At 68.3% G+C, this 24045-nt stretch carries 23 protein-coding genes; 10 read left to right on the top strand and 13 right to left on the bottom strand.

Features of this window, described 5'->3' with window-relative positions:
- The first annotated feature begins 101 nt into the window (after positions 1 to 101).
- The 7 genes from GGQ96_RS10095 to GGQ96_RS10065 all read left to right on the top strand — a co-directional run bounded on the left by GGQ96_RS10095 (position 102) and on the right by GGQ96_RS10065 (position 6736).
- Positions 102 to 458: a DUF559 domain-containing protein gene (locus GGQ96_RS10095; RefSeq protein WP_184114295.1), complete on the top strand. Its 357-nt coding sequence runs from the start codon at positions 102 to 104 to the stop codon at positions 456 to 458.
- Positions 455 to 745, top strand: a complete 291-nt coding sequence (locus GGQ96_RS10090; protein ID WP_184114293.1) for a proton-translocating transhydrogenase family protein — start codon at positions 455 to 457, stop codon at positions 743 to 745. Before GGQ96_RS10095 ends, GGQ96_RS10090 begins: the two co-directional genes overlap by 4 nt.
- Before the next feature lie 51 nt (positions 746 to 796).
- Complete coding sequence (locus tag GGQ96_RS10085) at positions 797 to 2230, top strand: NAD(P)(+) transhydrogenase (Re/Si-specific) subunit beta (RefSeq protein WP_184114291.1); 1434 nt, start codon at positions 797 to 799, stop codon at positions 2228 to 2230.
- Between the two features lie 23 nt (positions 2231 to 2253).
- Entirely contained in the window at positions 2254 to 3180 is a 927-nt protein-coding gene (locus GGQ96_RS21770) for a winged helix DNA-binding protein (protein ID WP_184114289.1), read from the top strand.
- A gap of 105 nt (positions 3181 to 3285) precedes the next feature.
- Complete coding sequence (locus tag GGQ96_RS10075; RefSeq protein WP_184114287.1) at positions 3286 to 4011, top strand: ABC transporter ATP-binding protein; 726 nt, start codon at positions 3286 to 3288, stop codon at positions 4009 to 4011.
- Complete coding sequence (locus GGQ96_RS10070) at positions 4008 to 5447, top strand: ABC transporter permease (protein WP_184114285.1); 1440 nt, start codon at positions 4008 to 4010, stop codon at positions 5445 to 5447. Before GGQ96_RS10075 ends, GGQ96_RS10070 begins: the two co-directional genes overlap by 4 nt.
- Positions 5444 to 6736 (top strand): DUF3526 domain-containing protein, encoded by a 1293-nt coding sequence (locus GGQ96_RS10065; protein ID WP_184114283.1) that lies wholly within the window; start codon positions 5444 to 5446, stop codon positions 6734 to 6736. The genes GGQ96_RS10070 and GGQ96_RS10065 overlap by 4 nt, the downstream gene beginning before the upstream one ends.
- Here the strand turns inward: GGQ96_RS10065 and GGQ96_RS10060 are convergent.
- Together GGQ96_RS10060 and GGQ96_RS10055 are read right to left on the bottom strand one after the other, a co-directional pair.
- Complete coding sequence (locus GGQ96_RS10060) at positions 6709 to 8535, bottom strand: M14 family metallopeptidase (protein ID WP_184114281.1); 1827 nt, start codon at positions 8533 to 8535, stop codon at positions 6709 to 6711. The two genes, GGQ96_RS10065 and GGQ96_RS10060, sit on opposite strands and share 28 nt — an antisense overlap.
- A gap of 121 nt (positions 8536 to 8656) precedes the next feature.
- Positions 8657 to 9859 carry an MFS transporter gene (locus GGQ96_RS10055; RefSeq protein WP_184114279.1) on the bottom strand — a complete coding sequence of 401 codons (1203 nt, stop codon included), beginning with the start codon at positions 9857 to 9859 and terminating at the stop codon, positions 8657 to 8659.
- A 115-nt stretch (positions 9860 to 9974) separates the two neighbouring features.
- Here GGQ96_RS10055 and GGQ96_RS10050 point away from each other — a divergent pair, with 115 nt between their 5' ends.
- Positions 9975 to 10571 (top strand): TetR/AcrR family transcriptional regulator, encoded by a 597-nt coding sequence (locus tag GGQ96_RS10050; RefSeq protein WP_184114277.1) that lies wholly within the window; start codon positions 9975 to 9977, stop codon positions 10569 to 10571.
- Positions 10572 to 10635: 64 nt separating this feature from the next.
- On the opposite strand, the gene GGQ96_RS10045 is transcribed toward GGQ96_RS10050, so the two are convergent.
- Complete coding sequence (locus GGQ96_RS10045; RefSeq protein WP_184114275.1) at positions 10636 to 11466, bottom strand: 23S rRNA (adenine(2030)-N(6))-methyltransferase RlmJ; 831 nt, start codon at positions 11464 to 11466, stop codon at positions 10636 to 10638.
- A 252-nt stretch (positions 11467 to 11718) separates the two neighbouring features.
- Positions 11719 to 12300 carry a pseudouridine synthase gene (locus GGQ96_RS10040; RefSeq protein ID WP_184114273.1) on the bottom strand — a complete coding sequence of 194 codons (582 nt, stop codon included), beginning with the start codon at positions 12298 to 12300 and terminating at the stop codon, positions 11719 to 11721.
- Between the two features lie 400 nt (positions 12301 to 12700).
- Here GGQ96_RS10040 and GGQ96_RS10035 point away from each other — a divergent pair, with 400 nt between their 5' ends.
- Positions 12701 to 13579, top strand: a complete 879-nt coding sequence (locus GGQ96_RS10035) for a helix-turn-helix domain-containing protein (RefSeq protein ID WP_184114271.1) — start codon at positions 12701 to 12703, stop codon at positions 13577 to 13579.
- Positions 13580 to 13760: 181 nt separating this feature from the next.
- Here GGQ96_RS10035 and GGQ96_RS10030 read toward each other — a convergent pair whose 3' ends face one another.
- Positions 13761 to 14993: a tyrosine-type recombinase/integrase gene (locus tag GGQ96_RS10030; protein ID WP_184114269.1), complete on the bottom strand. Its 1233-nt coding sequence runs from the start codon at positions 14991 to 14993 to the stop codon at positions 13761 to 13763.
- 865 nt (positions 14994 to 15858) lie between these two features.
- On the opposite strand from GGQ96_RS10030, the gene GGQ96_RS10025 reads away from it, so the two are divergent.
- Positions 15859 to 16257: a VOC family protein gene (locus GGQ96_RS10025; protein ID WP_184114267.1), complete on the top strand. Its 399-nt coding sequence runs from the start codon at positions 15859 to 15861 to the stop codon at positions 16255 to 16257.
- 411 nt (positions 16258 to 16668) lie between these two features.
- On the opposite strand, the gene GGQ96_RS10020 is transcribed toward GGQ96_RS10025, so the two are convergent.
- The 8 genes from GGQ96_RS10020 to GGQ96_RS09985 all read right to left on the bottom strand — a co-directional run.
- Positions 16669 to 17313 (bottom strand): GNAT family N-acetyltransferase, encoded by a 645-nt coding sequence (locus GGQ96_RS10020; RefSeq protein WP_246360416.1) that lies wholly within the window; start codon positions 17311 to 17313, stop codon positions 16669 to 16671.
- A gap of 57 nt (positions 17314 to 17370) precedes the next feature.
- Positions 17371 to 18165 carry a DNA adenine methylase gene (locus GGQ96_RS10015; protein WP_184114265.1) on the bottom strand — a complete coding sequence of 265 codons (795 nt, stop codon included), beginning with the start codon at positions 18163 to 18165 and terminating at the stop codon, positions 17371 to 17373.
- Positions 18166 to 18516: 351 nt separating this feature from the next.
- Entirely contained in the window at positions 18517 to 20976 is a 2460-nt protein-coding gene (locus GGQ96_RS10010; protein ID WP_184114263.1) for a hypothetical protein, read from the bottom strand.
- 3 nt (positions 20977 to 20979) lie between these two features.
- The gene (locus GGQ96_RS10005) at positions 20980 to 22080 is read right to left on the bottom strand and encodes an Ig domain-containing protein (RefSeq protein ID WP_184114261.1); all 1101 of its coding nucleotides are present in this window, start codon (positions 22078 to 22080) and stop codon (positions 20980 to 20982) included.
- Between the two features lie 12 nt (positions 22081 to 22092).
- A complete protein-coding gene (locus tag GGQ96_RS10000; protein ID WP_184114259.1) occupies positions 22093 to 22386 on the bottom strand; it encodes a hypothetical protein in 294 nt (97 codons plus the stop codon).
- A 143-nt stretch (positions 22387 to 22529) separates the two neighbouring features.
- Positions 22530 to 23027 (bottom strand): hypothetical protein, encoded by a 498-nt coding sequence (locus GGQ96_RS09995; protein WP_184114257.1) that lies wholly within the window; start codon positions 23025 to 23027, stop codon positions 22530 to 22532.
- Positions 23003 to 23818, bottom strand: a complete 816-nt coding sequence (locus GGQ96_RS09990; protein ID WP_184114255.1) for a lysozyme — start codon at positions 23816 to 23818, stop codon at positions 23003 to 23005. The genes GGQ96_RS09995 and GGQ96_RS09990 overlap by 25 nt, the downstream gene beginning before the upstream one ends.
- Positions 23819 to 23836: 18 nt before the next feature.
- Positions 23837 to 24045 (bottom strand): hypothetical protein (locus GGQ96_RS09985; protein WP_184114253.1); only part of this gene is annotated, 209 nt, incomplete at its 5' end.

The raw sequence follows: 24045 nt of genomic DNA, 5'->3' as shown, positions 1-24045 counted from the left end.
GGTGTCACCGGTGGCGAGGGTGCGCATCGTCGCTAGCGGGGGCACCCCTCCACGGTCGCTGCGCGCCGGTCCCCCTCCCCTTGCAGGGGAGGAGTTAGAACGTGCTGCAGGGAAGTCCGGCTGCAAAGACGCAGGCACGTCAACTTCGACAGTCCATGTCCCTGTCTGAAATCCTGCTGTGGCGGATATTGCGGCAGCGGCCGAATGGGCTGAAGTTCCGCCGACAGCACCCGGCTGGCCTTTATGCGGCGGACTTCTACTGCCACGAGGCGCGGTTGATCGTCGATATCGACGGTGAGGCGCAGGATCGCGGCGATCGACCCGAACGGGATGCCGAGCGTGACGCGTGGTTCCGGGCGCGGGGTATCGCTACGCTGCGCGTTCCAGCCACCGTCATGCTGAAAACACCGGACGATGTCCTAACCGCGATCCTGCACGCGACGGAGCTGCCGCAATGACCTTCATCGCCATCCTCTCCATCTTCGTGCTGGCGTGTTTCGTCGGCTATTTCGTCGTCTGGTCGGTGACGCCGGCGCTGCACACGCCGTTGATGGCGGTGACCAACGCCATCTCCTCGGTCATCATCGTCGGCGCGCTGGTCGCCGCCGCGGCGGCCGGATCGGGCATGGCCAAGGGGCTGGGGCTGGTGGCGGTCGTGCTGGCCAGCATCAACATCTTCGGCGGCTTCGCGGTCACGCAGCGGATGCTCGCCATGTACAAGAAGAAGGAGCGCCCCGCCAAGTGAGCGGAGGCGACACCATCGCGATGACCGGGCCAGTGAGGGGGGAGAGGCGGAATGCATGAGGTAGCGGCCAACCCCTGGGTGGCCTTCGCCTATCTGGTCGCGGGGGTGTGCTTCATCCTGGCGCTGCGCGGCCTGTCCAGCCCGGCTAGCAGCCAGCGCGGCAACCGGTTGGGCATGGTCGGCATGACGATCGCGGTCGTCACCACATTGGTCACGCACGAGATCGCGTCGCTGCCCGAGATGCTGGCGGCCATCGCGGTGGGCGGCGCGATCGGCATCGTCACCGCCCGGCGGATCGCGATGACGGCGATGCCGCAACTGGTCGCCGCCTTCCACTCGCTGGTCGGGCTGGCGGCGGTGCTGGTCGGGATCGCGGCGTACCTCAACCCGATGGCGTTCGGCATCGCCGAGCTGGTGACGCCGATGATCGGCCCGCCCTTCGCCACGATCCACATCGCCAGCCGGGTCGAGATGGCGCTGGGCGTGGCGATCGGCGCGATCACCTTCTCGGGCAGCGTCATCGCCTTCCTGAAGCTCAACGGCAATATGGGCGGCACGCCGATCCTGCTGCCGGCGCGCCATGCGATCAACCTGGCGATCCTGGTCGCGATCGGGCTGCTGGTCGCGCTGTTCGCGCAAAGCCAGGCGCCCTGGGCGTTCTGGACGATCACCCTCCTGTCCTTCGCCATCGGCTTCCTGCTGATCGTGCCGATCGGCGGCGCGGACATGCCGGTCGTGGTGTCGATGCTGAACAGCTATTCGGGCTGGGCGGCGGCGGCGATGGGCTTCACGCTCGGCAATGGCGCGATGATCATCACCGGCGCGCTGGTCGGCGCGTCGGGCGCGATCCTGTCCTACATCATGTGCCGCGCGATGAATCGCAGCTTCGTAAGCGTGATCGCCGGCGGCTTTGGCGCGGTGTCGGATGCCGGCGGGGGCGGGACGGCGATCGATCGGCCGTGGAAGCGCGGATCGGCCGAGGACGCCGCCTTCCTGATGAGCCAGGCCGAACAGGTGGTGATCGTGCCGGGATACGGCATGGCGGTGGCGCAGGCGCAGCATGTGCTGCGCGAGATGGCCGATCGGCTGAAGGCGCAGGGGGTGCGCGTCAAATACGCCATCCATCCGGTCGCCGGCCGCATGCCCGGTCATATGAACGTGCTGCTGGCCGAGGCCAATGTTCCCTATGACGAGGTCTTCGAACTGGAAGACATCAACGGCGATTTCGCGCAGACCGACGTGGCGTTCGTCATCGGCGCCAACGATGTCACCAATCCCGCCGCCAAGACCGACAAGTCGTCGCCGATCTACGGGATGCCGGTGCTCGATGTCGAAAAAGCCCGTAACGTATTGTTCATCAAGCGATCTATGGGTGGTGTCGGCTATGCTGGCGTCGACAACGCGCTTTTCTATCGCGACAATACGATGATGCTGCTTGCCGATGCGAAGAAGATGGTGGAGGAGATCGTCAAGGCCCTGGGCTGATGGGCGGTGATAGGGGACATGGGGTGATCGACGGTGCAGCGCCGGGCCCGGCATTCGACGTGGTGCTGATCGCGACGCCAGGCGCGCGGACCGAGGCGGCGGAGGTGATCAGCTATGCCGGTGGCCGGCTGGTCCATGCCGTCGACTGGTCCTATGCCTCCGACCTGGGTGCGGCGGTGATCGACCGGCCGGTGCTGATGCTGGTCGCGGAGGGGGTCGACGACGACCGTCTGGGCGCGGCGCTGCCGGCGATCCGCGACGTGGCCGAACGCGACGACCTGCATGTCGTCGCGACCTTTTCGGAAAGCCAGATCGACATGGTGGCCGGCGCCTTGATCGGGCTTCGGGTGCAGTTGCTCTGCGACATAAGCTTCGCCGAATGGGTCGGCGAACTGGCGGTGGCGGGGCGGATGGCGCTGGAGGACGGCCTGTCCGACCGCTGGCGCGAGGATGACGGCGAGCGGTTGCGCCGGGTGAATGCGGAGATCGCGCGGATCGCCGAACTGCTGACCCGCCTGGCCACGCGCGACCGCGAGATCGGCGACGACGACGACGAGGTCGGCGACCGCCGCCAGAGCTTCAGCATCGAACCGATCGCCGTCGACATCGATCCGCACATGATCCGCCAGACCATCCGCGCCCGGCGGATGCGCGAGACCTTCCTGGGCAAGACCCTGTTCGAGGACCCGGCCTGGGACATGCTGCTCGACCTGTTCGCGGCCCGGCTGGAGCGGAATCGCGTTTCGGTCTCCAGCCTGTGCATCGCCGCGGCGGTGCCGTCGACCACCGCGCTGCGCTGGATCGGCCGACTCACCGAGGCGGGGCTGCTCGAACGCCATCCCGATCCCGCCGACCGCCGCCGCGCCTTCCTGGCGCTCAGCGCCCGCGCCGAACGCGGGATGCGCGCCTATGTCGCGGCGGTGCGCAAGGCGGGGCTGCCGATCGTCTGACGGGGCCCGGGCGGCACGCATGGTTCAGATCGGTGCTGTAATGTTATGTTGTATCTGCACGTGTGATGCGGCACAGACGCCCGATCGCCGAGCATCGAGGTCGTCATGTCGCTCCCATCATCCGCGCCGATCCTGATCGAGGATCTGACCGTCGCCTATGGCGATCAGCCCGTGCTCGATGGCCTGACGCTGGGCGTCGGCGCTGGCCGCATCACCGCGCTGCTGGGCGGCAATGGCGCGGGCAAGTCGACGACCCTGTCGACGCTGCTGGGCTTCACGCGCGCGCGATCGGGCCGGGTCGCGGTTTGCGGGATCGATCCGGGCGCCGCCCCCGACGCGGCGCGCCGCCACATCGCCTATCTGCCCGAAAACGTGGCGCTGTACGCGCATCTCTCGGCGGTGGAGAATGCCGATTACCTGCTGGCGCTGAGCGACGAGCGGCACGGGCGGGCCGCGATCGTCGACGCCTTGCGCGCGGCCGGGTTGCAGGAACGCGCCTGGGACCAGCGGCTGGCCGGCTTCTCCAAGGGGATGCGGCAGAAGGTGGCGATCGCGGTCGCGCTGCTGCGGGCCGTGCCGGTCCTGCTGCTCGACGAACCGACCTCGGGGCTCGACCCGCGCGCGACGGCGGACTTCAACGGACTGTTGTCCGCGGTGCGCGAACGCGGCACCGCCGTGCTGATGGTGACGCACGACCTGCTCAGCGCCGCCGACGTCGCCGACGAGATCGCCGTCCTCGAAGCCGGCCGCGTCGCCCACCGGGTCGCGGCGTGCGGGCCCGAGCGGTTCGACGTGCGTGCGCTCCATGCCCGATTCCAGGTCGCCGCATGAGGATCGTGCGCCTGATCGCCCGCGACGAATTGCGGCTGATGCTGCGCAACCGGGTCGCGCTGATCGCCTTCGCGCTGATCCTGCTGCTCACCGGGGCGGCGGTCGCGAGCAGCTGGTCGCACCAGCGCGCGATCGCTGAACGGCGCGCGCGGCACCAGCACGCGGCCGAACGCGCCTTCGACGCGCAACCCGACCGGCATCCGCACCGGATGGTGCATTATGGCCATTTCCTCTTCCGCCCGCTCGGTCCGCTCGCGGCCTTCGACCCCGGCGTCGACGCCTTCACCGGCAACAGCATGTTCCTGGAGGGGCATCGGCAGAACACCGCCAATTTCGGTGACGTGCGGCAAAGCTCGCTGCTGATCCGCTTCGGCCAGTTGACGCCCGCCTTCGTGCTCCAGATCGTCGCGCCTCTGCTGCTGGTCTTCCTGGGCTTCGGCAGCCTGGCGCGCGAGACCGAGCGCGGCACGCTGCGCCTGCTGATGCTGCAGGGCGCGTCGCGGCGACAATTGGTGGCGGGCAAGCTGCTCGCACTGGGCGCGGTGGCGCTGGCGGCGGCGGCGCCGGCGATGCTCGGCCTGCTGCTCATCGCCGGCCAGCCGGGCGCGCTGGCACTGCCGATGCTGACGATCGCGCTGGGCTATGGCCTCTATCTGGGCTTGTGGGTGGTGCTGATCCTGCTCGTCTCGGCGGTGGTGCGGCGCAGCCGCGATGCGCTGCTGGTGCTGGTCGCGCTATGGGCGGTGACCAGCGTGCTGCTGCCCCGCGCGGTGCCCGATCTGGCCGGCGGCGCGGTGCCGCTGCGCAACCGCTTGCAGACCGAGGTCGCGATCGCGCGCGACCTGCGGCGGATGGGCGACAGCCACGATCCCGACGATCCCCATTTCACCCGGTTCAGACAGGCGCTGCTCGACCGCCATCGGGTCGAGCGGGTCGAGGATCTGCCGTTCAACTACAAGGGTCTGCTGGCGCTGGAGGGCGAGCGGCTGAGCGCCGCGCTGTTCGACCTCTATGCCGCGCAGAGCTTCGCCGCCCAAGCCCGGCAGAACGCCATGGTGGATGCCGCCGGGCTGCTCAGTCCGGCCATCGCGCTGCGCGGCCTGTCGATGGCGGCGGCGGGCACCGACTTCGCCGCGCACCGCCGCTTCCTCGAACAGGCCGAGGCCTATCGCTATGCGCTGGTCCAGCGGCTCAACCGGATGCAGGCGGAGGCCGTCACCTATGCCGACGACAGTGCGACCGATGCCGGGGCCGACCGGCGCAAGCGGATCGGCGCGGCGCATTGGCAGGCGCTTCCCGATTTCCGCTTCGTCGCGCCGACGGGGGCGACGCTGGCGCGGGCGGCGCTGCCCGGCCTGGCCATGCTGGGCCTGTGGCTGGTCGCCGCCTCCGCCCTGCTGGGATGGGCCACCCGCCGGTTGGGAGCGGGCCGATGACTCTTTGGCGGCATGAACTGCGCCTGCTGCTGCGCCAGCGGCCGAGCGCCTTCGCCCTGGTCCTGCTCGCGCTGCTGAGCGTCGCGGCGGTCGCCACCGGCATGGCCGAGGTCGCGCGGCAACGCGCCGCCATCGCCGCGATCCCGGCGGCGCAGGCCGAGGATATCGGCGCGGTCGCCGATTATGTCGACCGGACCAAGGATGCCGGCAGCGCCGCCTATTACAGCTTCCATCCGACCTGGGACGCGCCCGCGCCGCTCGCCTTCGCCGCGTTGGGGATGCGCGACGTCGCGCCGTACATGCTGCGGGTCCGCGCGCTGGGGCTGGAGGCGCAGATCCAGGACGGCGACATCTTCAATCCCCAGATCGCGCTGGCCGGGCGCTTCGACTTCGCCTTCGTGCTGGTGTTCCTGGCGCCGCTGTTCGTCATCGCGCTGTTTCACGACCTGGTGTCGGGCGAGCGCGAGGCGGGTCGGCAACGGACGCTCGACGCGCTGCCGCGCGGCGGTGCGGCGCTGTGGCGGCGGCGGACCGGGCTGCGGCTGGTCCTGCTCTGGGCGACGCTCGGCCTGCCGTTCGCGGTGGCGGCGCTGGCCGAGGGGGTGGCGTTCGGCGTCGTCCTGCTCGTGCTGGGCGCGATCCTCGCCTATCTGCTGTTCTGGATCGCGCTCGCCGCCCTGGTCGGACGGCTGCGCTGGACCTCGGTCGCCAATGCCGCGACGCTGGCCGCCGCCTGGCTGGTGCTGGTGCTGATCGTGCCGACCCTGGGCCATGTCGTGATCGACCGGCTGGTCCCGGTCGGGCAGGGCGCCGAGATCGCGCTGGCGCAGCGCGAGGTCGTCAACCATGCCTGGGACATCCCGCGCGCGGCGACGATGCGGCGCTTCTACGCCGCGCATCCGGAATGGTCGGACTCGCCGCCGCTGGGCGCCGACTTCCATTATAAATGGTATCTCGCTTTCCACCAGAATGGCGACGAGGCGGTCGCGCCCCGTGCTCGCGCCTATCGCGCGGCGCTGGAGCGGCGCGACCGGGCGGGCCGCGCGCTTGGCTGGCTGCTGCCTTCGGTCGGGGTGCAGGCGCTCCTGACCCGGCTGGCGCGGACCGACCTGGCCGCGCAACTGGCCTATCAGGACCGCATCCGCGCCTTCCACGCCCGGCTGCGATCCTTCTACTACGACTATGTCTTCCACGACCGGCCGTTCGGCCGGGCCGACTTCGGCCGCGCGCCGCGCTTCGACGACCGCGCCGAGGCCCGGCGTCAATCCACCTCGCGCGCGATCGGATAGCGCAGCACGAAGGCATGGCCCGGCCCGGCCTGCGCATAGAGCCAGGCCAGCCGCGCCTCGGGATCGGCCGCGAAGGCCGGTTCGGCGCGCAGCTTCGCCGCGAACGCGGCCTTCACCCCGGGCTCGGTGGCCAGCACATGCTCGCCAAGCCGGGCGACGACGAAGGCGTCCGTGTCGGGCGCGGGAGCGAGCATCTCGGGGAAGAAGCCCCAGGCCAGGAACGAATCCTGGCTTTCCGGCTCCAGCAGCGCCGCCGCCAGCAGCCCGAGCGGCTGGTCGGCCGGCACCCGCACGCTGCCGGCCGGCATCACCTGCTCGGCGCGTTCATGCGCGAAGCCGGCGGTGATCGGATAGCGCCCTTCGCGGGGCTGGGTCACCCGGGGATCGATCAGCCGGACCCGGTCGACGCTCAGCCGGCGGGGGGCGGCGATCGTCTCGACGGCGATGCCGTGCAGGCGCAGGCGTTCGATCACCTCGCTCTGTTCGCGCGGCACCCACCAGGCCCTGGGCAGGCGGACGCGCTCCGTCGGGATCTGGCCGATGATCGGCATCCGGATGCTGATCGGCGTGCCCAGCCAGCGCTGCTCCGGCCGGCCGGAGGCGGGCGAGACATAGGTGTCGAACGCCACGCCCTTGAAATCCTCGACCCAGCCGACCGGCGTGGGATCGGGCGACCAGCGGGTCAGCAGGTCGGCCGGGCGGCTGGCGCGGTCCTCGGCCCGGGCGGCGGCGATGCGGGCGGCGTCGGTGCCCGCGATCCTCAGCGCCGCTTCGAGCAGGACGTAGGTGCCGAGCACGCGTCGGCGATAGGGCTTGAGCATATGGTTCTCGACCAAGACCGTCGGCATGCCGATGAAGTCGCCATAGCCGGTCGAGTAGCGGGGTCCTTCGGGGCTTTGGCGGATGCCCTGGTCGGGTCGGCGCGTGTCGACCGGGCTGGGATAGAGGGTCGGGACATGGCCCGCGCGGGTCAGCGCCCGCGACACCGCCGGGCCGAAGCGGCTCTCCAGCCAGCCGGCGGTCGCGCGGTGCCGCGCATATCGGCCCCATCCGGCATAGGTGAAGGTCACGTCATACTGCATGTCGAAGCCTTCGCTGACGTGGCAGTCGATATAGAGGATCGGATCGAGCGCGCGGATCAGGCCGACCATCGCGCGCGATTCGGGCGCGTCGAGCTTGGCATAGTCGCGGTTGAGATCGATGCCGCGCGCATTGCCGTCACGGCCCTTTTCGGCGGGCCCGCGGATATGCGGATAATGATAGGCGCTGCGCTGTTCGTGGCCGTCGATGTTGTAGACCGGCACGAACACCAGGTCGACCTGGTCGAGCAGCGCGTCCTTGCCGCGCAGCGCGATGTCGCGCAGCAGCATCAGCCCGGCATCCTTGCCGTCGATCTCGCCCGCATGGATGCCGCCCTGCACCAGCACCACGGGCTTCGCGGCGCCCCCCTTGCTGGCGCGGACCAGGATCATCTCGCGCCCCTCTGTCGTGCGGCCGAATTGCTTCACGGTGACGAGCGGCGAAGCCGCGGCGAGCCGCTCCAGCCAGGCGCGGGCCTCGGCATAGGTGGGAGTCGTGCGGAAGCCCGCCGCCTCAGCCGGCGTGATCCAGGGATCGTCGGCCGCCGCGATCAGGCGTTCGCTCGCCCCCGTCCATGGCGCGGCCGGCGGCAGGATCGTGGCGGACAGCGTGGCCGGCGCGGACACCTGCGCGATCGCCTGGGGGGCCGGTGCGACTGACAGGACCAGCAGCGACCCTGCGCATACGGAAAGGGAAAGGCGATATGGCGTCACGATCATGGTCCCGTCGTCCGCCATCATCGATGGCCTGGAGGCGGCGTGCTGCCGCATCCCGGGGCGCAAAACAATATATCATTATGCCTGATGACGCATGCGCGCGACCGATCGGCGCGGGCGGCCGTCAGCGGCGGCCGGGTGGAAAGGCGGAACGGCGGGCGGCCAGCGCGATCAGGAAGGCGAGCAGAGCCAGCGCGGCGACGGCCGGCGGCAGCAGCGACGTCCCACCGATCGCGAGCAACGCGCCGCCCAGTGCGCCGCCGGCCGCGATCGCCACGTTCCATGCGGTGGTGACCATGGCCTGTGCCAGGTCGATGCCGTTGCCGGCCGCATCCGCCGATGCCGTCTGCATCATGGCCCCCGCGCCGCCGAAGCCCAGTCCCCAGAGAAGGGCCGCGCCGTAGAGGACGACGTCTTGTCCGCCGACGACGACCAGGACGATCGCGACCGTCGCGAACGATCCGGTCGCCAGGAGGACCAGCGTGCGCAGCATCCGGTCGACCAGTCGCCCGACGAGCCAGAGCCCGGCGAGCGACCCGACGCCGAAGGCCAGCAGGACCAGATCGGTCCGTACCCCGGCCGCCACCGCGAACGGCGCGATATAGGTATAGAGGACATTGTGCGCCGTCATCCAGGTGAGGATGACGAGCAGGATCGGCGCCACGCCGGGTGTCGCGATGACCTGGCGCAGCGATGGACGATCGTCGCCCGCCCGGCCGGGCGCGTCGGGCAGTGTGGCGATGATCCAGCCGATCAGCGCGAGGCCAAGCGCCGCGAGGATCAGGAACGATCCGCGCCAGCCGACCAGGCCGCCAAGGAAGGTGCCCAGCGGGACGCCCAGCGCAAGCGCCAGCGGCACGCCGACCATGGCGAGCGCCATCGCCGGGCCGGTCTGGTCCGGACGCACGATGCTGCGTGCGTATCCCGCCAGGATCCCCCAGGCGAGCCCGGCCGCGCAGCCGGCGACGAACCGCGCGACCAGGATGACGGCCAGCGATCCGGCCCCTGCCGTCAGGGCGTTGCCGACGACGAAGCAGAGGATCGTCGCGAGCAGGACGCCCCGCCGGGCCAGGCCCTGGGTCAGGCTGGTCAGGGGAATCGCCGCCAGCAAGGATCCGAGCGCATAGACCGCGACCAATTGTCCCGCGACCGCCTCGGCGACCCCCAGCCCGGCCGCGACGTGCGGCAGCAGTCCGGCCGGCAGCGTCTCGGTCACGATGCACAGGAAGCCACTGGCGGCAAGGCCGGACAGCGCCGCGATGGGGAGTTCGGCGCGCGGCGGGGCGGACGCCGGTCCGACGCAGGCGGGCGAGGCAGGAGGCGGCATGATGGTCCTTGTCCGTCGGGTCGAGGCCCGTCCCCGACCGCAGCGATCTGGGGCGTGGCTAATTACATGAATGACCGCTATATAAATGGCATGAGCGAAGCAAATGGATTCTGTAATGGCTGTTAAACAAAACGGGCGGCTACGGGGGCGGCCACGCGGGTTCGCGCTCGACGACGCGGTCGCGGTGGGACAGCATCTGTTCCATGAACACGGCTATGAGAAGGTCAGCGTCGCGGCGCTGACCGAGGCGATCGGGATCACCCCGCCGAGCTTCTACGCGGCATTCGGCAGCAAGACCGCCTTCTTCAAGGAGGCGTTGCGACGCTATTCGAACACCGTCGTGCCGCTGGACCGTTTCCTGGTGCCGGGCGTGCCGGCCCAAGCCGCCCTTGCCGCCATGCTATGCGCCGCGGCGCACGCCTATGCCGCCCATCCGCAGCGGCGCGGGTGCCTGATCCTCGAACATGCCAGGACCGCAGCCCAGGATTGGGGCGTCGCGGCCGCGCGGATCGCGGGCGAGAACCGGGAGAAGGTGCAGGCGTTCCTGACAGGGGCCGGTGTCGAGAACCCCGCGCATCTGGCCGATTACGTCGCCACGACGATGCTCGGCCTGTCCGCCGCGGCCCGGGAGGGATGGGACGAGGCTAGGCTCCTGGCGATTGCAAAACGGGCGGCGATGGCGTTGGACGCGCCGCGGCTTCGCGAGGGGTGAGCGCGGTGGGTGGAGCGGCGGTGCCGATGGGGCCGTACGGCCGCCTCCGCGACCCGGCCGATGGTCATGGCGCCAGCCACTCAGCGGTGATCGCGCCCCGGTGCCCGTCCGGCGCCAGGGCGGCGCGCAAGGCCTCCAGCAGGGGCGGCAGCGCCTGGATGAAGGCATAGGGCGGATTGACGATGAACAGGCCCGCGCCGTTGTAGAGACCGGGGCGATCGGCATCATAGAGCCAGTGCTCCACCGACAGGATCTTCGGGATGCCGAGCCTGCGCAGATCGGCTTTCCACCGCTGGTGCGTCGCGCGGTCCTTCAGCGGATACCAGATGACCGTGACGCCATGCGCCCATTTGCGGTGCGCCGCGGCGAGGGTGGCGGTGATGCGGGCGCGTTCGTCGGTCTGCTCATAGGGTGGGTCGACCACCACCACGCCCCGACCGGTGCGGGTCGGAAGCATCGCCAGCCAAAGCTCATAGGCATCGCGCTCGTGCACGGCGGCTGGCGTGCCCCGCATCGCGCCGCGCAGGGCATGCGCGTCCTCGGGATGTTTCTCGTTGAGGATCAGCCCGTCCTGCGACCGCAGGAGCTGCGCCAGAACGCGCGGCGAGCCGGGATAGAGGCGCGGTTCCGCCCCCATGTTCACGGCCTGGACGGCGGCGCGATAGGCATCCAGCAGGGGGTTGGGATCGGCGAAGGCCCGCGCCACTCCTTGTGCGGCCTCGCCGGTGCGCTGGGCCTGCTCGCCGCCCAGGTCGTAGAGCCCGCAGCCGGCATGGGTGTCGATCAGGGTCAGCGCGCCCTGTTTCTGCTGCAACGCCCGGACGAGCGCGATCAACAGGCTGTGCTTCACGACATCGGCGCTGTTGCCGGCATGAAAGGAGTGGCGATAATTCATGAAAGTCCGAAATCCTGCCGATGGGCCTTGGTGCGAGCGACCGGGCGAAGACGCCGATGCCGGGACGATCGACGCCCTCCCGCCGCGCGCTTCTTCGCCGGGCTGAGGCGTGGAAGCCTCAAATCAGCTTTCGCGGCCGGCGGCAACCGGTGGCGGGCTTGGCCGTGATCCGCGCCCACGCGATCCCGCCAGCGGCTTCCCGGCTTCCCGGCTTCCCGGCTTCCCGGCTTCCCGGCTTCCCGCCGGACCGCGTCAGCGCCGCCGTGCGCCGCCGGGCCCCCGGCCCGGGCCGGAGCGGGCCTCGAACTGGCCCGGTGCGATCCCGGCGACGGACCAGTCGCCGATCGACCAGCGGACCAGCCTCAGCGTGGGCAACCCGACCGCCGCCGTCATGCGGCGGACTTGCCGGTTGCGTCCCTCGCGGATGGTGATGCTCAGCCAGCCGTCGGGGATCGACCGGCGCTGGCGGATCGGCGGGTCGCGCGGCCACAGGTCCGGCGGCGCGATCCGCGCGACCTCGGCGGGCAGGGTCATGCCATCGTTGAGCCGGACGCCCTGGCGCAGGCGGTCCAGCGCCGGCTCCTGCGGATCGCCTTCGACCTGCACCAGATAGGTCTTGGGCATCTTGAAGCGGGGATCGGCGATGCGCGCCTGCAGCCGCCCGTCGTCGCAGAGCAGCAGCAGGCCCTCGCTGTCCCGATCGAGCCTGCCGGCGGGATAGACGCCCTGCGTCGCGATGAAGTCCGACAATGTCGACCGCGCGGTCGGCGAACCGCGGTCGGTGAATTGCGACAGGACGCCATAGGGTTTGTTGAACAGCAGCAGCTGGGCCATCCCGCGCTCCTATCGTCCGGCCGCCGGAATGTCTCCTGGCGCGCGCCGCCGCAAGCGCGATCGTGCGTAGCAGCGATGCTGACGGTGCCAGGTTCTGATCGGAAGTGGTGCCGCTTACAGGACTCGAACCTGTGACCCCCGCATTACGAACGAAACGCCCAGCCTAGTTTTCTGCGGCTTTCGCGAAGTTCTGGCGGCTTAAGCACCCCCCAAAAACGGCAGTTTTACGTTGCTCGTTCTGGTCTGCACCGGAGCGGCACCGGAGCCGTTTTCGGGAAATCACCACCGACAATCGGGCGTCTCTGACGCCTTCAGCACCCGCGTAAGCGCCGCGCTGTCTCATGCGATTCAGCGGGCGCTTTCGTGCGCCCCATCGACTTCCCATCCGGGAGCCGACACGATGTCGCATACCTTCGCCGCCGCGCCCTCCAAGAGCGCAGTCAATTCCCTCATCGTATCCGTCGGCGCGCAGCTGTCGGGCAAGACGCGCGGTCCCGACCAGGGCGAGGGTCGCCGCGTCCCGCGCCGGCATAGCTACGAGGAGACAGATCCCCGGGCGAAGCCGTGGTCGAAGGTCGGCGATGGCTCAGTGCCGCAGGGCCTGGTTCATTGTGAGGTGCTGATCAGCACGGCCGATTCACTCCGCCGCCAGCTGCGCAAGGAATTTCCGCTGACGGAAATCCGTTGCCGTCGCGCCGAGCGCGCGAATGCGGCCGCCGAACTGGACGAGCTGCTGGCGCGATCACCGGCCGAGGTGCCGGTAGGCCGGCCGGCGCAGCTGCGCATGGCGATTGCCAAGCACGACGAATGGCTGAGCAATGCGGACAATCGGCTGCACCGCATCGATGTCGACGTGCTGCGTGCGCTGCTCGGCTTCCTGGACTTCGCCACCGGCCGGCTGTTCCCGTCGATCGAGAAGATCGCGGAGCGCGCCGGCGTCCACTATAACAGCGCCGTCGCCGCGATCCGCCGGCTGCGCCACCATGGCCTGATCGAACGCGTCCGTCGCACGACCCGCACCGGCAACGACAAGCAGGCTGGTCCGCAGCTGGAGCAGACCAGCAATGCCTATTTCTTCGACCACAGGCGGCGCATGGCAGCACGGACATGGCAGACCTATTGGAAGCGCCTGATCCTCGCCCTGCGCCGTCTTGGCGCTCGTAGGCCAGCAGCGCCGGTGCTGAGCATCGTCGGCGCACCGCCGGCCCCGCCCACGCCACTACAGGCCGCGCTCGCGAGCTACGGCTCTAAGCTCGCGGAGCGCGACCACACGGAATAGGCTCTATCCGCCCTTAAGAGATCAAGATGAAAAGGAAGCGAGCTACGCTCGGACAGATTTGTTAGTCCCCCCTGCCGAAATGGCCCAACCCATCGACCCGACCGCATAGGCGCGGCTGTCGGTGCGTGGCGGCTTGCGCCGCCCCGAGCTGCCTGGGGGGACGAGCAGGAACCGCGCCAATTCACCCCAGCGTCGCGTCTGCCGCACCGTCGACCAGGATCACGGCCCAGGCATCGAACAACGCTCGCCGGGGGGCGAGATGCTGGCTCCGGTTATATGCCCCCTCCACCTTGGCGTTGATCTTCAGCTCTGCCTCGGCACCACCCCCGATGTGGCCTAGCGCGCGATCGATCGCGCCGCGCTGGTCCGGCCGCGCCTCGTTGAGGATCGTCGAGAAGCTCGCGCGCCAGCCGTGCGGCACATGCCGGCCGGCATAGCCGGCGCGGTTGTACAGGTCGCCGATCGCGCGCTCGGGGATCATCGCGGTCCCGGCACCGGCCGCGAAGATCAGGCCCGCGCCGTCGCCCAGCTCGCGCGCCTGGCGCAGCACCGCCACGGCCGCCGACGACAGCGGGACCAAGTGGTCGTTCGTCGGGTCGAGCTTCTTCGCCGCCGCCAGCTTCATGCGCGCAGCCGGCACGCGCCACAGCGGCTCGACGCCGTCGATATCCTCGATCTCCTCCCAACGTGCTCCACGCAAGGCCGCCAGGCGCACGGCCGTCAGCGCCAGGAACTGTGAAGCCAGCACCACCGCCGGCGCGGCGCGCTGCGCGTCGACGGCCGCGAGGAGCGCGCGCAGCTCGGCCGCGTCGACCAGCGCCGGATGGCGGCCGCTGGCGCGGCCCTTCGCCAAGCCCTCGGTCACCACCTCGGCCGGGTTGGCGTCGCACCAGCCCTCCGACATGGCCAGCCGGAACACGCCGCAAATCCGCTGCTGGATGCGCCGCGCCGTCTCGACCGCGCCGCGCCGCTCTATCTTGCGGAGCAGCGCCAGGATCTCGGGCCGCGTGACGTCGTTCAGGGCGAGCGCGCCGATCGCCGGGAACACGTCGCGCTCCAGGCTGGTCAGCACGTCACCGGCATGAACCGGGGTCCATTCTGGACGCCGAAGGCTATGCCAAGCGCGCGCCGCGACCTCGAATGTCCGCGCGATCGGCGCGGCCGAGCAGCTGCGGGGATCCTCGCCTCGGCCGAGCTGCTCGATCGCGGCGTCGCGCCGATCGCGCGCCTGGTCGAGTGTGACCTCGGGATAGGTGCCGATGGTGAGCAGCTGTTCTTTCCCGCCCAGGCGAAAGCGCATCCGAAAAGAGCGGGTGCCGGTCGGCGCGACGTAGAGGAACAGGCCGCGCTCGTCGAAGCGCTTATAGGCGCGCGTCGACGGCCGCGCAGCCTTCACGGCAGCGTTGGTCAGCATGGGAATCTCGCTATTTAGGAGAGGATCAGGCCGGCCAACGCCGGCGAATTAATACTCGAAAGCACGAAGTTTGTGCACTGGGCGGCATGGTTGGCTGGCCGAAAGGGAGGTTTCCCGTCCGAAAGCACGAACTCTGGTCGAAGCGTAAGGCCGTGGATGGATTGCTAAGGGGCAGTTCGAGAACCGGCTATGATGGTCAGCGAATCATAAACCTTTGATTCACAACGTTGATCGGATCAATCCAAGTGGCCCACGCTCATGGCTTTGTCGTTCGACTTTATGCCGACTCCACCCGTCCCGAATCGTGGGGTCTCTATTCGGAGCGCGAAAAGCGATGGCTGCCAGTCCTATTCGCAACCAAGGTCGAAGCTGAACAGTCAGCGATGGATATGGCTATAAAGCCAGAAGACCGGCCGAGGCGAAGGAGGTATGATTAGGCGACTATGGCAATAGGCGCTTCAGTCGGAAAAGACGTGCTTTCACCGAAGCTTGTGAGCGGCCTAAACACCTCGCCATCATTGCGAGTGAGGCCTGAGAAGAAACAAGCTTTCTAAGCTTGAAGTCCTCGAACTCGGACCATTTTGCATTCGGTCGCATTCGGCGGTTTTGTGCGATCTCGCGGCAGTAAGCCATAACGCCGAGAAGCTTTCGAACCAACCGAGGCGGAGATACCCTCCGCCGCAGCAACGCAATTCCGCGTTTTTCCTGTGCCGATGTACCCCGAATAGCGGCGGGCATACCCCATGGCAGCTCGCGCCCAAGAGCGAACAATGCGACGGCTCCGGGGGATGACCGCAGGTGAAGTGCCGGTTAGCTGAAACCGCTAATGGCGATCGGTAGTTGATCAGCCATCAGGAGAGTATGCATGCTTTTTCACACCATGGTCGGATCAAACGACATTGAGCGGTCCAAGCGCTTCTACGACACGGTGCTCGGCACCTTGGGTGCAGGGGAAGGGACGCGGAACGTCGCAGATAGCGGCCATACGCGTCTGATATACAATAACGGCAGCGGGACCAACTTCATCGTCACTCAGCCGATCAACGACGAACCGGCAAGCGTCGCCAACGGCAGCACCGTCGCATTTTCCTGCGACTCGCCAGAGCAGGTGAAGCAGCTTCACGATACCGCCATTGCTGCTGGCGGAACCTCGATCGAAGCTCCGCCTGGACCGCGCGAAACTGCCTCCATGGGGACCATCGAACTGGCCTATTTTCGTGATCCCGACGGCAACAAATTATGCGGAATTCATTTCCCGGCCTGATCCATCTGGCATGGGGCCGCTTCTGGCTCTAGCGAACCTAAACCATTTGATCCCGCAAATATCCGCTCTCCTCCCACTTGCGGATATTTGCGGCGGAGACACCCTCCGCTCTGGCGACGCATATCCGAGCTACTCCTGAGCCGATGTACCCCGAACAGCGGCGGGCATACCCCATGTCCGCTTCCGCCCACAGTCGGACGTTCCGGATGGGGATTACGCTTCCAAGACCTGTCATTCGTTGAGCATGATCTGTCCCGTTTCTCGATCTCAGACAGGCCGTTTTGGGAAAGAACAACTGGGAACAGGTTTTGGGAAACGGTGCCTCGGACGGTCCCCAACGGGATTGCCGCCGCGACTGTCCTCCTAGAGGTTCGTTTGCGAGAAGGTCTGCGAAGCGGAACTCGCTATCGTCTAAGCTTGGTCAGAGCAGGGTTGCCATTCCTGTCGCAACAGCGCCATGATGGCAGTGTCCCACCGTTCGCCATTCACCAAGGCGGAGGAGCGACGAACGCCCTCGATCTTAAAACTGAGCCGCTCGTAAGAGCGTATAGCGGGGACGTTCCAAGCGTAGACGTTGAGCTCAACCCTCATGATTTCGGGTCGGGCGAACGCCTGCCCAAGAACGAGGCGCAGCATAGGGCCAGCCAGTCCGCGACCGCGCGCATGAGGAGCGACCGCAACGCGCGACAGCAAGGCGTTTCCGTTACGCCAGTCGAAGCCAAGCTGCGCGTGGCCGACAAGAATGCCGTCGTGCTCCGTCATCCAGCACAGCCGGGTAGGCGGCATCGTCTCCGCCTCGGTCAGCATGGGCCGGAGCTGCTCGACCGTCAAAGGAAACGACAGGAATGGTCCGCCCCACTGCACCACATCCGCCTCACTTGCGAACCAGTTGGAGAGAACGTCGAAGTGCTCCGGAGCGAAAGGAACCAAGCGTGGCATGGCACGACCATAGTCACAGCCGCAGTTTTCCCAAAAGCGGTCATGTCCGCTTTCCTCCCAAAAGCGGACATTCACGGCGGAGACATCCTCCGCCGCACCCTCGATCAGCTCGCGCATTTCCGCCACTCTGGGGCGGGTCGCCGGTGGGCGATACCCCGACGATACCCCAGGCGATCAGCGTTCCGGGCTGCGGATGATCAGCTCGGTCACCTTCTTCGAGCTGTGCGCGGTGGTCGACGACAGCGTCCAGGTCGTCTCGACCTCGTCGATCCGGAAGCGCGCGAACGTCTCCCGAATGAATGGGGTATCGTTGATCGACATGATGAACTGGCCCCGGATACCGGCGAGCTGCTCGGCCATCGCCTCATACTGCGGCCGGCCGAACTCGATCCCATAGCCTCTGGTTTCGTCATAGGGCGGGTCGAGGAAGAATAGGGCATTAGCCTGGTCGTATCGGCGGATGACATCGGCATAGTCGAGCTGCTCGATCGTGACGGCCGCCAAGCGATCGCGGAGCGCCTTCAGATCGGCGCGGAGTTGCCCAAGGTTGAACCGGCTGCTCATGTCGCGGCGAACACCGAAGGTACGGCCCTCGACCCTGCCGCCGAACGCCAGGCGCTGGAGGTACAGGAAGCGGACCGCGCGCTCGATGTCGGTCAGCAGCCGGGGATCGAGCGCGTTCTGACGCTGGAACTCGGCCCGGCTGGTGATCAGCCAGCGCAGCTCATCGACGAACGGCTCATAGTGCCGCCGAATGACGCGGAAGAGGTTGGCGACGTCGCCGTTGAAGTCGTTGATCACCTCGACCGGCGCCGGCGTCGGCCGGCGCAGGAACACGCCGCCCATGCCGACGAACGGCTCGATATAGGCGCGGTGGGGAGTTGCCTCGATCAGCGCGCACAGGCGCTTCGCAAGGTTACGCTTCCCGCCGATGTACGCGGCGGGGGGATTGGCTGCGTGATGCGCCATAGGGTGCTCGTTCCTTCAGGAGGGGAAGCGCTCGACTAGGCGCGCCTGAAAGCGCCGATCGACAGCGATCGGCGAGCCTGCGCCGGGATGGCGTCAGGATGGATGGTGGCGGCGATCGCCGCCTGAAACTGGTGGAGGACATCTGCGCGACCAGCCGGCCGGACGGACCGGGTGGCTAGTCGCGCAGACCCAGGGAGCTACGCCCCGAGTATTTCCCCGGAGGGTCTTCTATTTCTCGGGCCACCCGGCGAACCGGCGACCCTAGGTAAACCGCGCGCGCGGCCCCGATCTCACGACTAGGATCGATCGGGACCGCAGCTATGCCACGGCCCGATTGATCCTGGAAGGCGATCAGTTGCTGGTCAGATAGTTGATGATCGGGGCAACCGGGATGTTGTCGCGCCCGTTCGCATAGGTGCCCCAGAATAGGTAGCGGTCCTCGTAGCTGGCACCGTGGAAGCTGCGCAGCTTCACCGGCTTGCCTGGATCGGCCGCCAGGGTGATGACCAGTGTGTTGCCCGACCGCACGATGCTGCTGATCGCGAGCAGCGACGTGAAGTCGTCGGCGCTGACCTCATAGCCATAGAGCGCGCCCGCAAGCGCCGGGGTGCCCCTGGTGTCGCCCGAGATGGTCGAGTTGGTGACCAAGTCGGTCAGCCCGGTCGCCCCGTTCATATCCATGGACAGGGTCAGGACTGCTCCGGACCGCGAAAGGGCGTTCGGCAACGGGCCGCGACCGTCCGGCGTGCTGATGCCGAGGTACTTGGCGATGCTGTAGCCGGCGCGGCGGCCCATGCTCGGATAGCCGGTCGCCGCTAGAGCCTTGTAATGGTACCAGTCGCCGTCGCCGTGAACCTGCCCCAGCTTGCTGTCGGCATACATGATCTTGCCCGGGTACTCGGCGATCAGCTTCTCATAGGCCAGCTTCACGACGCGCTCGTAGCGGTCCATCTGGGGGAAGGTCGTCAGGCCGTTCGGCGGATTGTTCGACGGGAAGTTGCCGATCGGCGAGATCCACATCGGCAGGTTCGGGTTGCCCGAGGTATCGACCATCTTGAGATAGCCGGCCTTGAGCTGGTCGTAATACGTGTCGGGCGAATAGACGCCGTCGCGATCGCCCTCGCCCTGATCCCATAGGACGCCGTCGACCACGCCGTCGATCCGCGCCCGCGTGGGCACGAAGGTACCAGCGTAACCGGTGTCGCCGAAAATGCCGCTGATCCCCGAGCCGCCAATGCCGGTGGAGATGGTCAGGCAAGGTAGGCCCGTCGCCTCGGCGATGGTGCGCGACATCTCGATATTCGAGGGGAAGGCATATTCGGCCGTGCCCATGCCATGCATCTCGAACGCGGGCACGCCCTCCTTATTTTCGAGCGTGGTGATCGGGGTGCAAGCCGCCAGCGGGCTGAACGCCGGCAGGTCAGAGACCGCATTGCCGCGCATTAGCGAGTTGGATTGCCCGTTCGTGATGAAGAACCGGCCGCAGGCGACGCGCTTGGTCCAGGTGGTGTGCACCTTCCCATCGCTGTCCGTCATCGCCAGCTCGATCTCGTAGGGGCCGCCCTGGGGGATGATGCAGTTGAGCGAGAACGTGCCGGCACCGGCGTCGGTGACCACGTCGCTGCACGCCTTCCAATCCTGCGCGATCGTGTTCGCCGGCTTGTTGCGCAGCCGGTAGGCCCACGAAACCGCGTTGCCGCGATACGCGCCCTTGATCCAGATGCGGCCGATCCCGCTGGTGAAGGTCGTGCGCGAGCAGTAGCGCGCATGGCTGGTGATGATCATGCGCAGCGGCCGGATACGGATGCCGTTGAGCAGCGGATAGGTCCAGGTCGAATTGCGGTAGCCGAAGCGGCCGTGGCGCGCGGCCAGGTCCGTGAGCCCGGTGATCTTGCTGACCTCCGCCACATCGAACGGGTACGTCGCCTTGTCGGCCCGCAAGGCCCAATCGCCCGTGCCCATGAGGCGGGCGCGCAGGCCGCCATTGTAGTATTGGAATAGCGTCTTGACGCTCGGCGACCCGCCGGGAAGCGCGGTCGGGGCCGTCTGCAATTGATGCCGGAAGGTGTTGCCGATGCGCGTCGACGTGCCACCGTTCAGAACATTGGCGATAGCGGGCAGAATGCCCGTGTCGCCGGCACCAACCTCCAGGTAGTCACCTTCACCGCGATAGAAGAGCAGAGCGGACTGACGGCTCGTTTCCCAGGCATTGCCGTTGGTCGCTCCCGCATTGCCGGCGCGGTTCTCATCAATCTCGACCTCGAACCCCCAATCGAGGCCGTCGATGTTCAAGTCGGGACCGAAGGTGAGATAATTCATCGGCCGGTAGATGTTACCGTTGAACACGGCTTTTCCGTTTGAATAGGTGCCGACACGGTAGCGGTCAGCACTGTTGCCGGTCGCCGACCAGTTGGACCGGACGAGCGGGTCGCTGCCGTCCGCTGCATCCTCCAAATCGTCGCTATAGGGCCACGCGGTATAGGTGATGACCGGGTCAGCCGTGTCGTCGTCGGTGATGGTGCCGAACTGCGGGTTCATGCTCAGCGTGCCGCCGGCGGGCGAGCGGCTGATCTCGTAGAACTCCCATTCGCGCGGACCATCGGGCGAGAGATTGCCCTTCGTGCTGATCGTGTCCGTCGCGCTCGTCGCGCCGATCGGCAGGACGAAGGTCATCACGGGATAGGTGTCATCCTTCCAGTCCGTGCGCGGCGACGGAATGGAAGAGCCGGACCTTGCGCGGACGCCGATCTTGATCGTGCGGGCGACGCCGGTCGCGGCATTCTCGGTGACGGTATAGGTGACAGTCGTCATGGATCAGTTGCCCTCTGCGATGGTGGCGGGACCGGCGAAGCCGTATTCTGCGGATGGATTGCCCTCGGCGATCGTCGCCGGGCCGGTGAGCGCGAAGGCGGGGACCGGCTGCGCGGCCGCCGCGATCGTCACGCTGAAGGCGGGCAGTGCGGCGCTGCCGGTGCTGTCGGTGACGGTGATGACCAGGCCGGTCATCGATCCTGCGGCCGTTGGCGTGCCGGTGATCGCACCGGTCGACGTGCTGAAGGCCAGGCCCGCCAGGAGCGAGCCTCCGGACAAGGCAAAGGTCTTGGTGCCAGACCCGTTCGCCGTCGCCGGCATGAAGTTGTAGGCGGTGCCGACCTGCCCGCTCGTCGGCGGGGTGCCGGTGATGGTGACCTTCGTCACCGTTGCCGTGACGCTGATCGGGGCCGAGCTGACGCGCAGCGTGCCGCCTGCACCCTCCGCTAGGACGCGATAGGTGATCTGGCCCGCCTCGGTGCCGACCAGGTCATAGGTGCCGCCGCTGGCGATCACCGTGCCATCCAGGAGCCATTCGCGCGTCTTGGCGGTGCCATTGGCGATCACGCCGTCGTTGCCGGTCAGACGCGATCCGCTGCGCGAGATCGAGGGCGCGGTGGTGAAGGTCGGGGCCGGCGTCCCAAGGGTCGGCTGGTAAGGGAGGATCTGCTGCGATGGCGTCAGCGTGCCCGGGGAGGAGGCATTGGCCCGCATGGTGATGCGGACGACGAACTGCCCGACCACGCCATCGTCCAGCGACTGCACGCCGCCACTGGATGCCAGGATGGTTAGCTTGCCCGTCGTGATGACGTTGCGGCCGTTCTTATACCGCTCGGCAAACTCGACCGTCAGATCCTGACCGAACAGGCCGTCGCTGAATAGGCCGTCGCGCGCGAAGCGCAGGAAGAGCCCGGTCGCGTCGGTCAGCTTCTGGCCGTCGATCGCGGCGACCTGCGTGCGACCAGAGCCATAGAACGCCAGCACGAACTCGCGCGCCGCCAGGTTCATGACTGCGCCGGTCGATTCCTGAAGCTGGATCTCCAAGAGGAACGGCTCGCCGGCGGCAAGCTGGTAGGAGGTTAGATCGATCGCTGTTTTCAGCATGGTGTGCGGCCCTCAGTTGGCGGCAGCGCAGCCGGACGTTGCGGCGTCGGTGCGGGCCTGGTGATTCATCCGGCGGCCGGCCTGAGCGGCGATCGCCTGCGCCTTCGCGCCAGGCGCGCGGGCGGCCCATTCGGCCGGAGGCACGCGGTCGCGCAGCGGCACGACCGGGGCGGGCCGGTCGACGACACAGCCGGCCGCGACGGCGATCGGTGCATCGCGGTAGACGATGGTCGGCTCGGGCGTGGGCGTGCGGCCGGCGCACGCCGACAGGGCGCTGGCGAGCGCCAGCGCGGCGAGTAGCTTCATTGTGGTGTCACCCCTGGTTCAGCCCGGGCGCGGCATGGGGGCGGCCATGCGGCGATGGTGGGCCTGGTTGGCGGAGCTGGTGGCGCGGTTGCGCGCGGCCGCATCCGACACGCCGCGCCTGCCGCCGCCCGGGACAGGTCCGGTTAGAAGCCGTCCTGGTAGAGCGCGTCGGCGACCCGCTCGCACTCGGCGGCCTCGGCCTCGGCGCTGAGCCGCTCGGTGCGGGTCTCGGCTGCGGCCGCCCGTGCGATCCAGCGGCCGCGCTCGGCGATCGCCGCCTCGGCGAGCTGGCGGTTGCGCGCGCCGATCGCCGCCTGGCGGGCGCTTTCGGCCGCCAGCGCCGTGATCGAGGCGGACTGGCGCTCGACGACGCCGCGCGCCTCGTCGCGCTGCTGGCGGTACCGATCGCGGACGATGCCGACCGCCTCGATCGCGATCGGCGCGGCTGCCGGCGACACCTTGCGGCCAGTCACCTGGTCGATCGCAATCGAGATCCGGTCGAGCTGCGCGCGGTACCGGCCCCGCAAGGCATCGACGCGAAAGCCCCACGCCAGGGCGATCGCCAGCGCCACGACCAGGCCGAGCCCGATCGCGCGGCGGATAGGCCCAAGCGGGTTCATGCCGGCAGGTTCGTCAGGCACTGCGCGCGCTCGCGCTGCCGGCGGAGGAGCAGGCCCCGGATCTCGCGTCCGCCGGCATAGCGCCAGGCGGGAAAGCCGTCGCACCCGGCGCGCCAGCGGCCGGCCGCGAAGTTGCGGGCGATGCTCGATCGGCAATAGCCGCGCACGCCGATGTTGAAGGTCAGGCGGGTGACGGCCGCCAGCTGGTCGGGTCGCGTCGCCAGCTCGGGCGAACAGGCCAGCGCGCCCATCATATGCTCGCGCGCATCCTCGGTGAGCAGCAGCTCGCACTGCGCGTCGGTCCGGTACTGGCCGACCACCACTCCCGGCCCGGTGTGACCGTAGCAGCTGGTCGGCACCTTCACGATGTCGAGATAGGAGACGTTCCGCTTGCCCTCGTCCGGCTTCAGCCCGGCGACGGCCATCGCCAGCGCGGCCGCGATCGCCGCGGTGCCGGCCGCCTTGGCCGCGACCTTGCCGGCCTTGTCGCGGAGAACGACCAGCGAGCCCTTGATCTTCCCGGCACCGGTGAGGATCCAACCGTCATCGGTCTGGACCAGCGTCTCAACCGGCTCACCCTTCGCCGGTCGCTGCGGAATCAATCGCACGATGGCGACCAGGAGGAACAGCGCCAGGCCGATCCAGCTGCCGGCGCGCGCCGGCACATGGGCGCGGACCTCGCTCGGCATCATGTTCCAAAGGGCGAGCAGCTGATCGGGGATCAGCGACATGGCGGCGAACAGGAGGGAGCCGAGCGCCGAGACGCGCAGCGACCACCAGCGCGAAGCCTCGCGCCAGTCGATATGGAACATGGGGTTCTCCGGTGAGGGTTAAGGTATGCGGCCGAGCAGCGCGTCGAGCGCGGCGTCCGGTGCCGGCAGCGGCGTGAACGGCAGGCTCGCGACCACCTCGTCGGCACGGCCGCGCGGGCGCAGGCCGGCGATGTGTTGATTTTCACTGAGAGTTGACCCGGCGTTTTCATCGAGAAGTGACCCGGGTCGTGGGGGTAATGTCAGGCCCGCGGGTTTGCGGGTCAAGT

The organism is Sphingomonas abaci (genome assembly GCF_014199625.1).
Lineage (GTDB): Bacteria > Pseudomonadota > Alphaproteobacteria > Sphingomonadales > Sphingomonadaceae > Sphingomonas > Sphingomonas abaci.
The sequence above is the reverse complement of the archived record's forward strand: the minus strand, read 5'-3'. Positions and strand labels throughout refer to the sequence as shown.

Excerpts from the sequence above, each read along its gene's own strand:
- GGQ96_RS10000 (WP_184114259.1), bottom strand. The coding sequence starts at position 22,386 with ATGAAGCTACTCGCCGCGCTGGCGCTCGCCAGCGCCCTGTCGGCGTGC.
- GGQ96_RS10020 (WP_246360416.1), bottom strand. The coding sequence starts at position 17,313 with ATGCGCGAGCTGATCGAGGGTGCGGCGGAGGATGTCTCCGCCGTGAAT.
- GGQ96_RS10005 (WP_184114261.1), bottom strand. The coding sequence starts at position 22,080 with ATGCTGAAAACAGCGATCGATCTAACCTCCTACCAGCTTGCCGCCGGC.
- GGQ96_RS10085 (WP_184114291.1), top strand. The coding sequence starts at position 797 with ATGCATGAGGTAGCGGCCAACCCCTGGGTGGCCTTCGCCTATCTGGTC.
- GGQ96_RS10065 (WP_184114283.1), top strand. The coding sequence starts at position 5,444 with ATGACTCTTTGGCGGCATGAACTGCGCCTGCTGCTGCGCCAGCGGCCG.
- GGQ96_RS10010 (WP_184114263.1), bottom strand. The coding sequence starts at position 20,976 with ATGACGACTGTCACCTATACCGTCACCGAGAATGCCGCGACCGGCGTC.
- GGQ96_RS10045 (WP_184114275.1), bottom strand. The coding sequence starts at position 11,466 with ATGAATTATCGCCACTCCTTTCATGCCGGCAACAGCGCCGATGTCGTG.
- GGQ96_RS10015 (WP_184114265.1), bottom strand. The coding sequence starts at position 18,165 with ATGGCGCATCACGCAGCCAATCCCCCCGCCGCGTACATCGGCGGGAAG.
- GGQ96_RS10030 (WP_184114269.1), bottom strand. The coding sequence starts at position 14,993 with ATGCTGACCAACGCTGCCGTGAAGGCTGCGCGGCCGTCGACGCGCGCC.
- GGQ96_RS10075 (WP_184114287.1), top strand. The coding sequence starts at position 3,286 with ATGTCGCTCCCATCATCCGCGCCGATCCTGATCGAGGATCTGACCGTC.
- GGQ96_RS10055 (WP_184114279.1), bottom strand. The coding sequence starts at position 9,859 with ATGCCGCCTCCTGCCTCGCCCGCCTGCGTCGGACCGGCGTCCGCCCCG.
- GGQ96_RS10040 (WP_184114273.1), bottom strand. The coding sequence starts at position 12,300 with ATGGCCCAGCTGCTGCTGTTCAACAAACCCTATGGCGTCCTGTCGCAA.
- GGQ96_RS10050 (WP_184114277.1), top strand. The coding sequence starts at position 9,975 with ATGGCTGTTAAACAAAACGGGCGGCTACGGGGGCGGCCACGCGGGTTC.
- GGQ96_RS10090 (WP_184114293.1), top strand. The coding sequence starts at position 455 with ATGACCTTCATCGCCATCCTCTCCATCTTCGTGCTGGCGTGTTTCGTC.
- GGQ96_RS09990 (WP_184114255.1), bottom strand. The coding sequence starts at position 23,818 with ATGTTCCATATCGACTGGCGCGAGGCTTCGCGCTGGTGGTCGCTGCGC.
- GGQ96_RS10060 (WP_184114281.1), bottom strand. The coding sequence starts at position 8,535 with ATGATCGTGACGCCATATCGCCTTTCCCTTTCCGTATGCGCAGGGTCG.
- GGQ96_RS10070 (WP_184114285.1), top strand. The coding sequence starts at position 4,008 with ATGAGGATCGTGCGCCTGATCGCCCGCGACGAATTGCGGCTGATGCTG.
- GGQ96_RS10025 (WP_184114267.1), top strand. The coding sequence starts at position 15,859 with ATGCTTTTTCACACCATGGTCGGATCAAACGACATTGAGCGGTCCAAG.
- GGQ96_RS10035 (WP_184114271.1), top strand. The coding sequence starts at position 12,701 with ATGTCGCATACCTTCGCCGCCGCGCCCTCCAAGAGCGCAGTCAATTCC.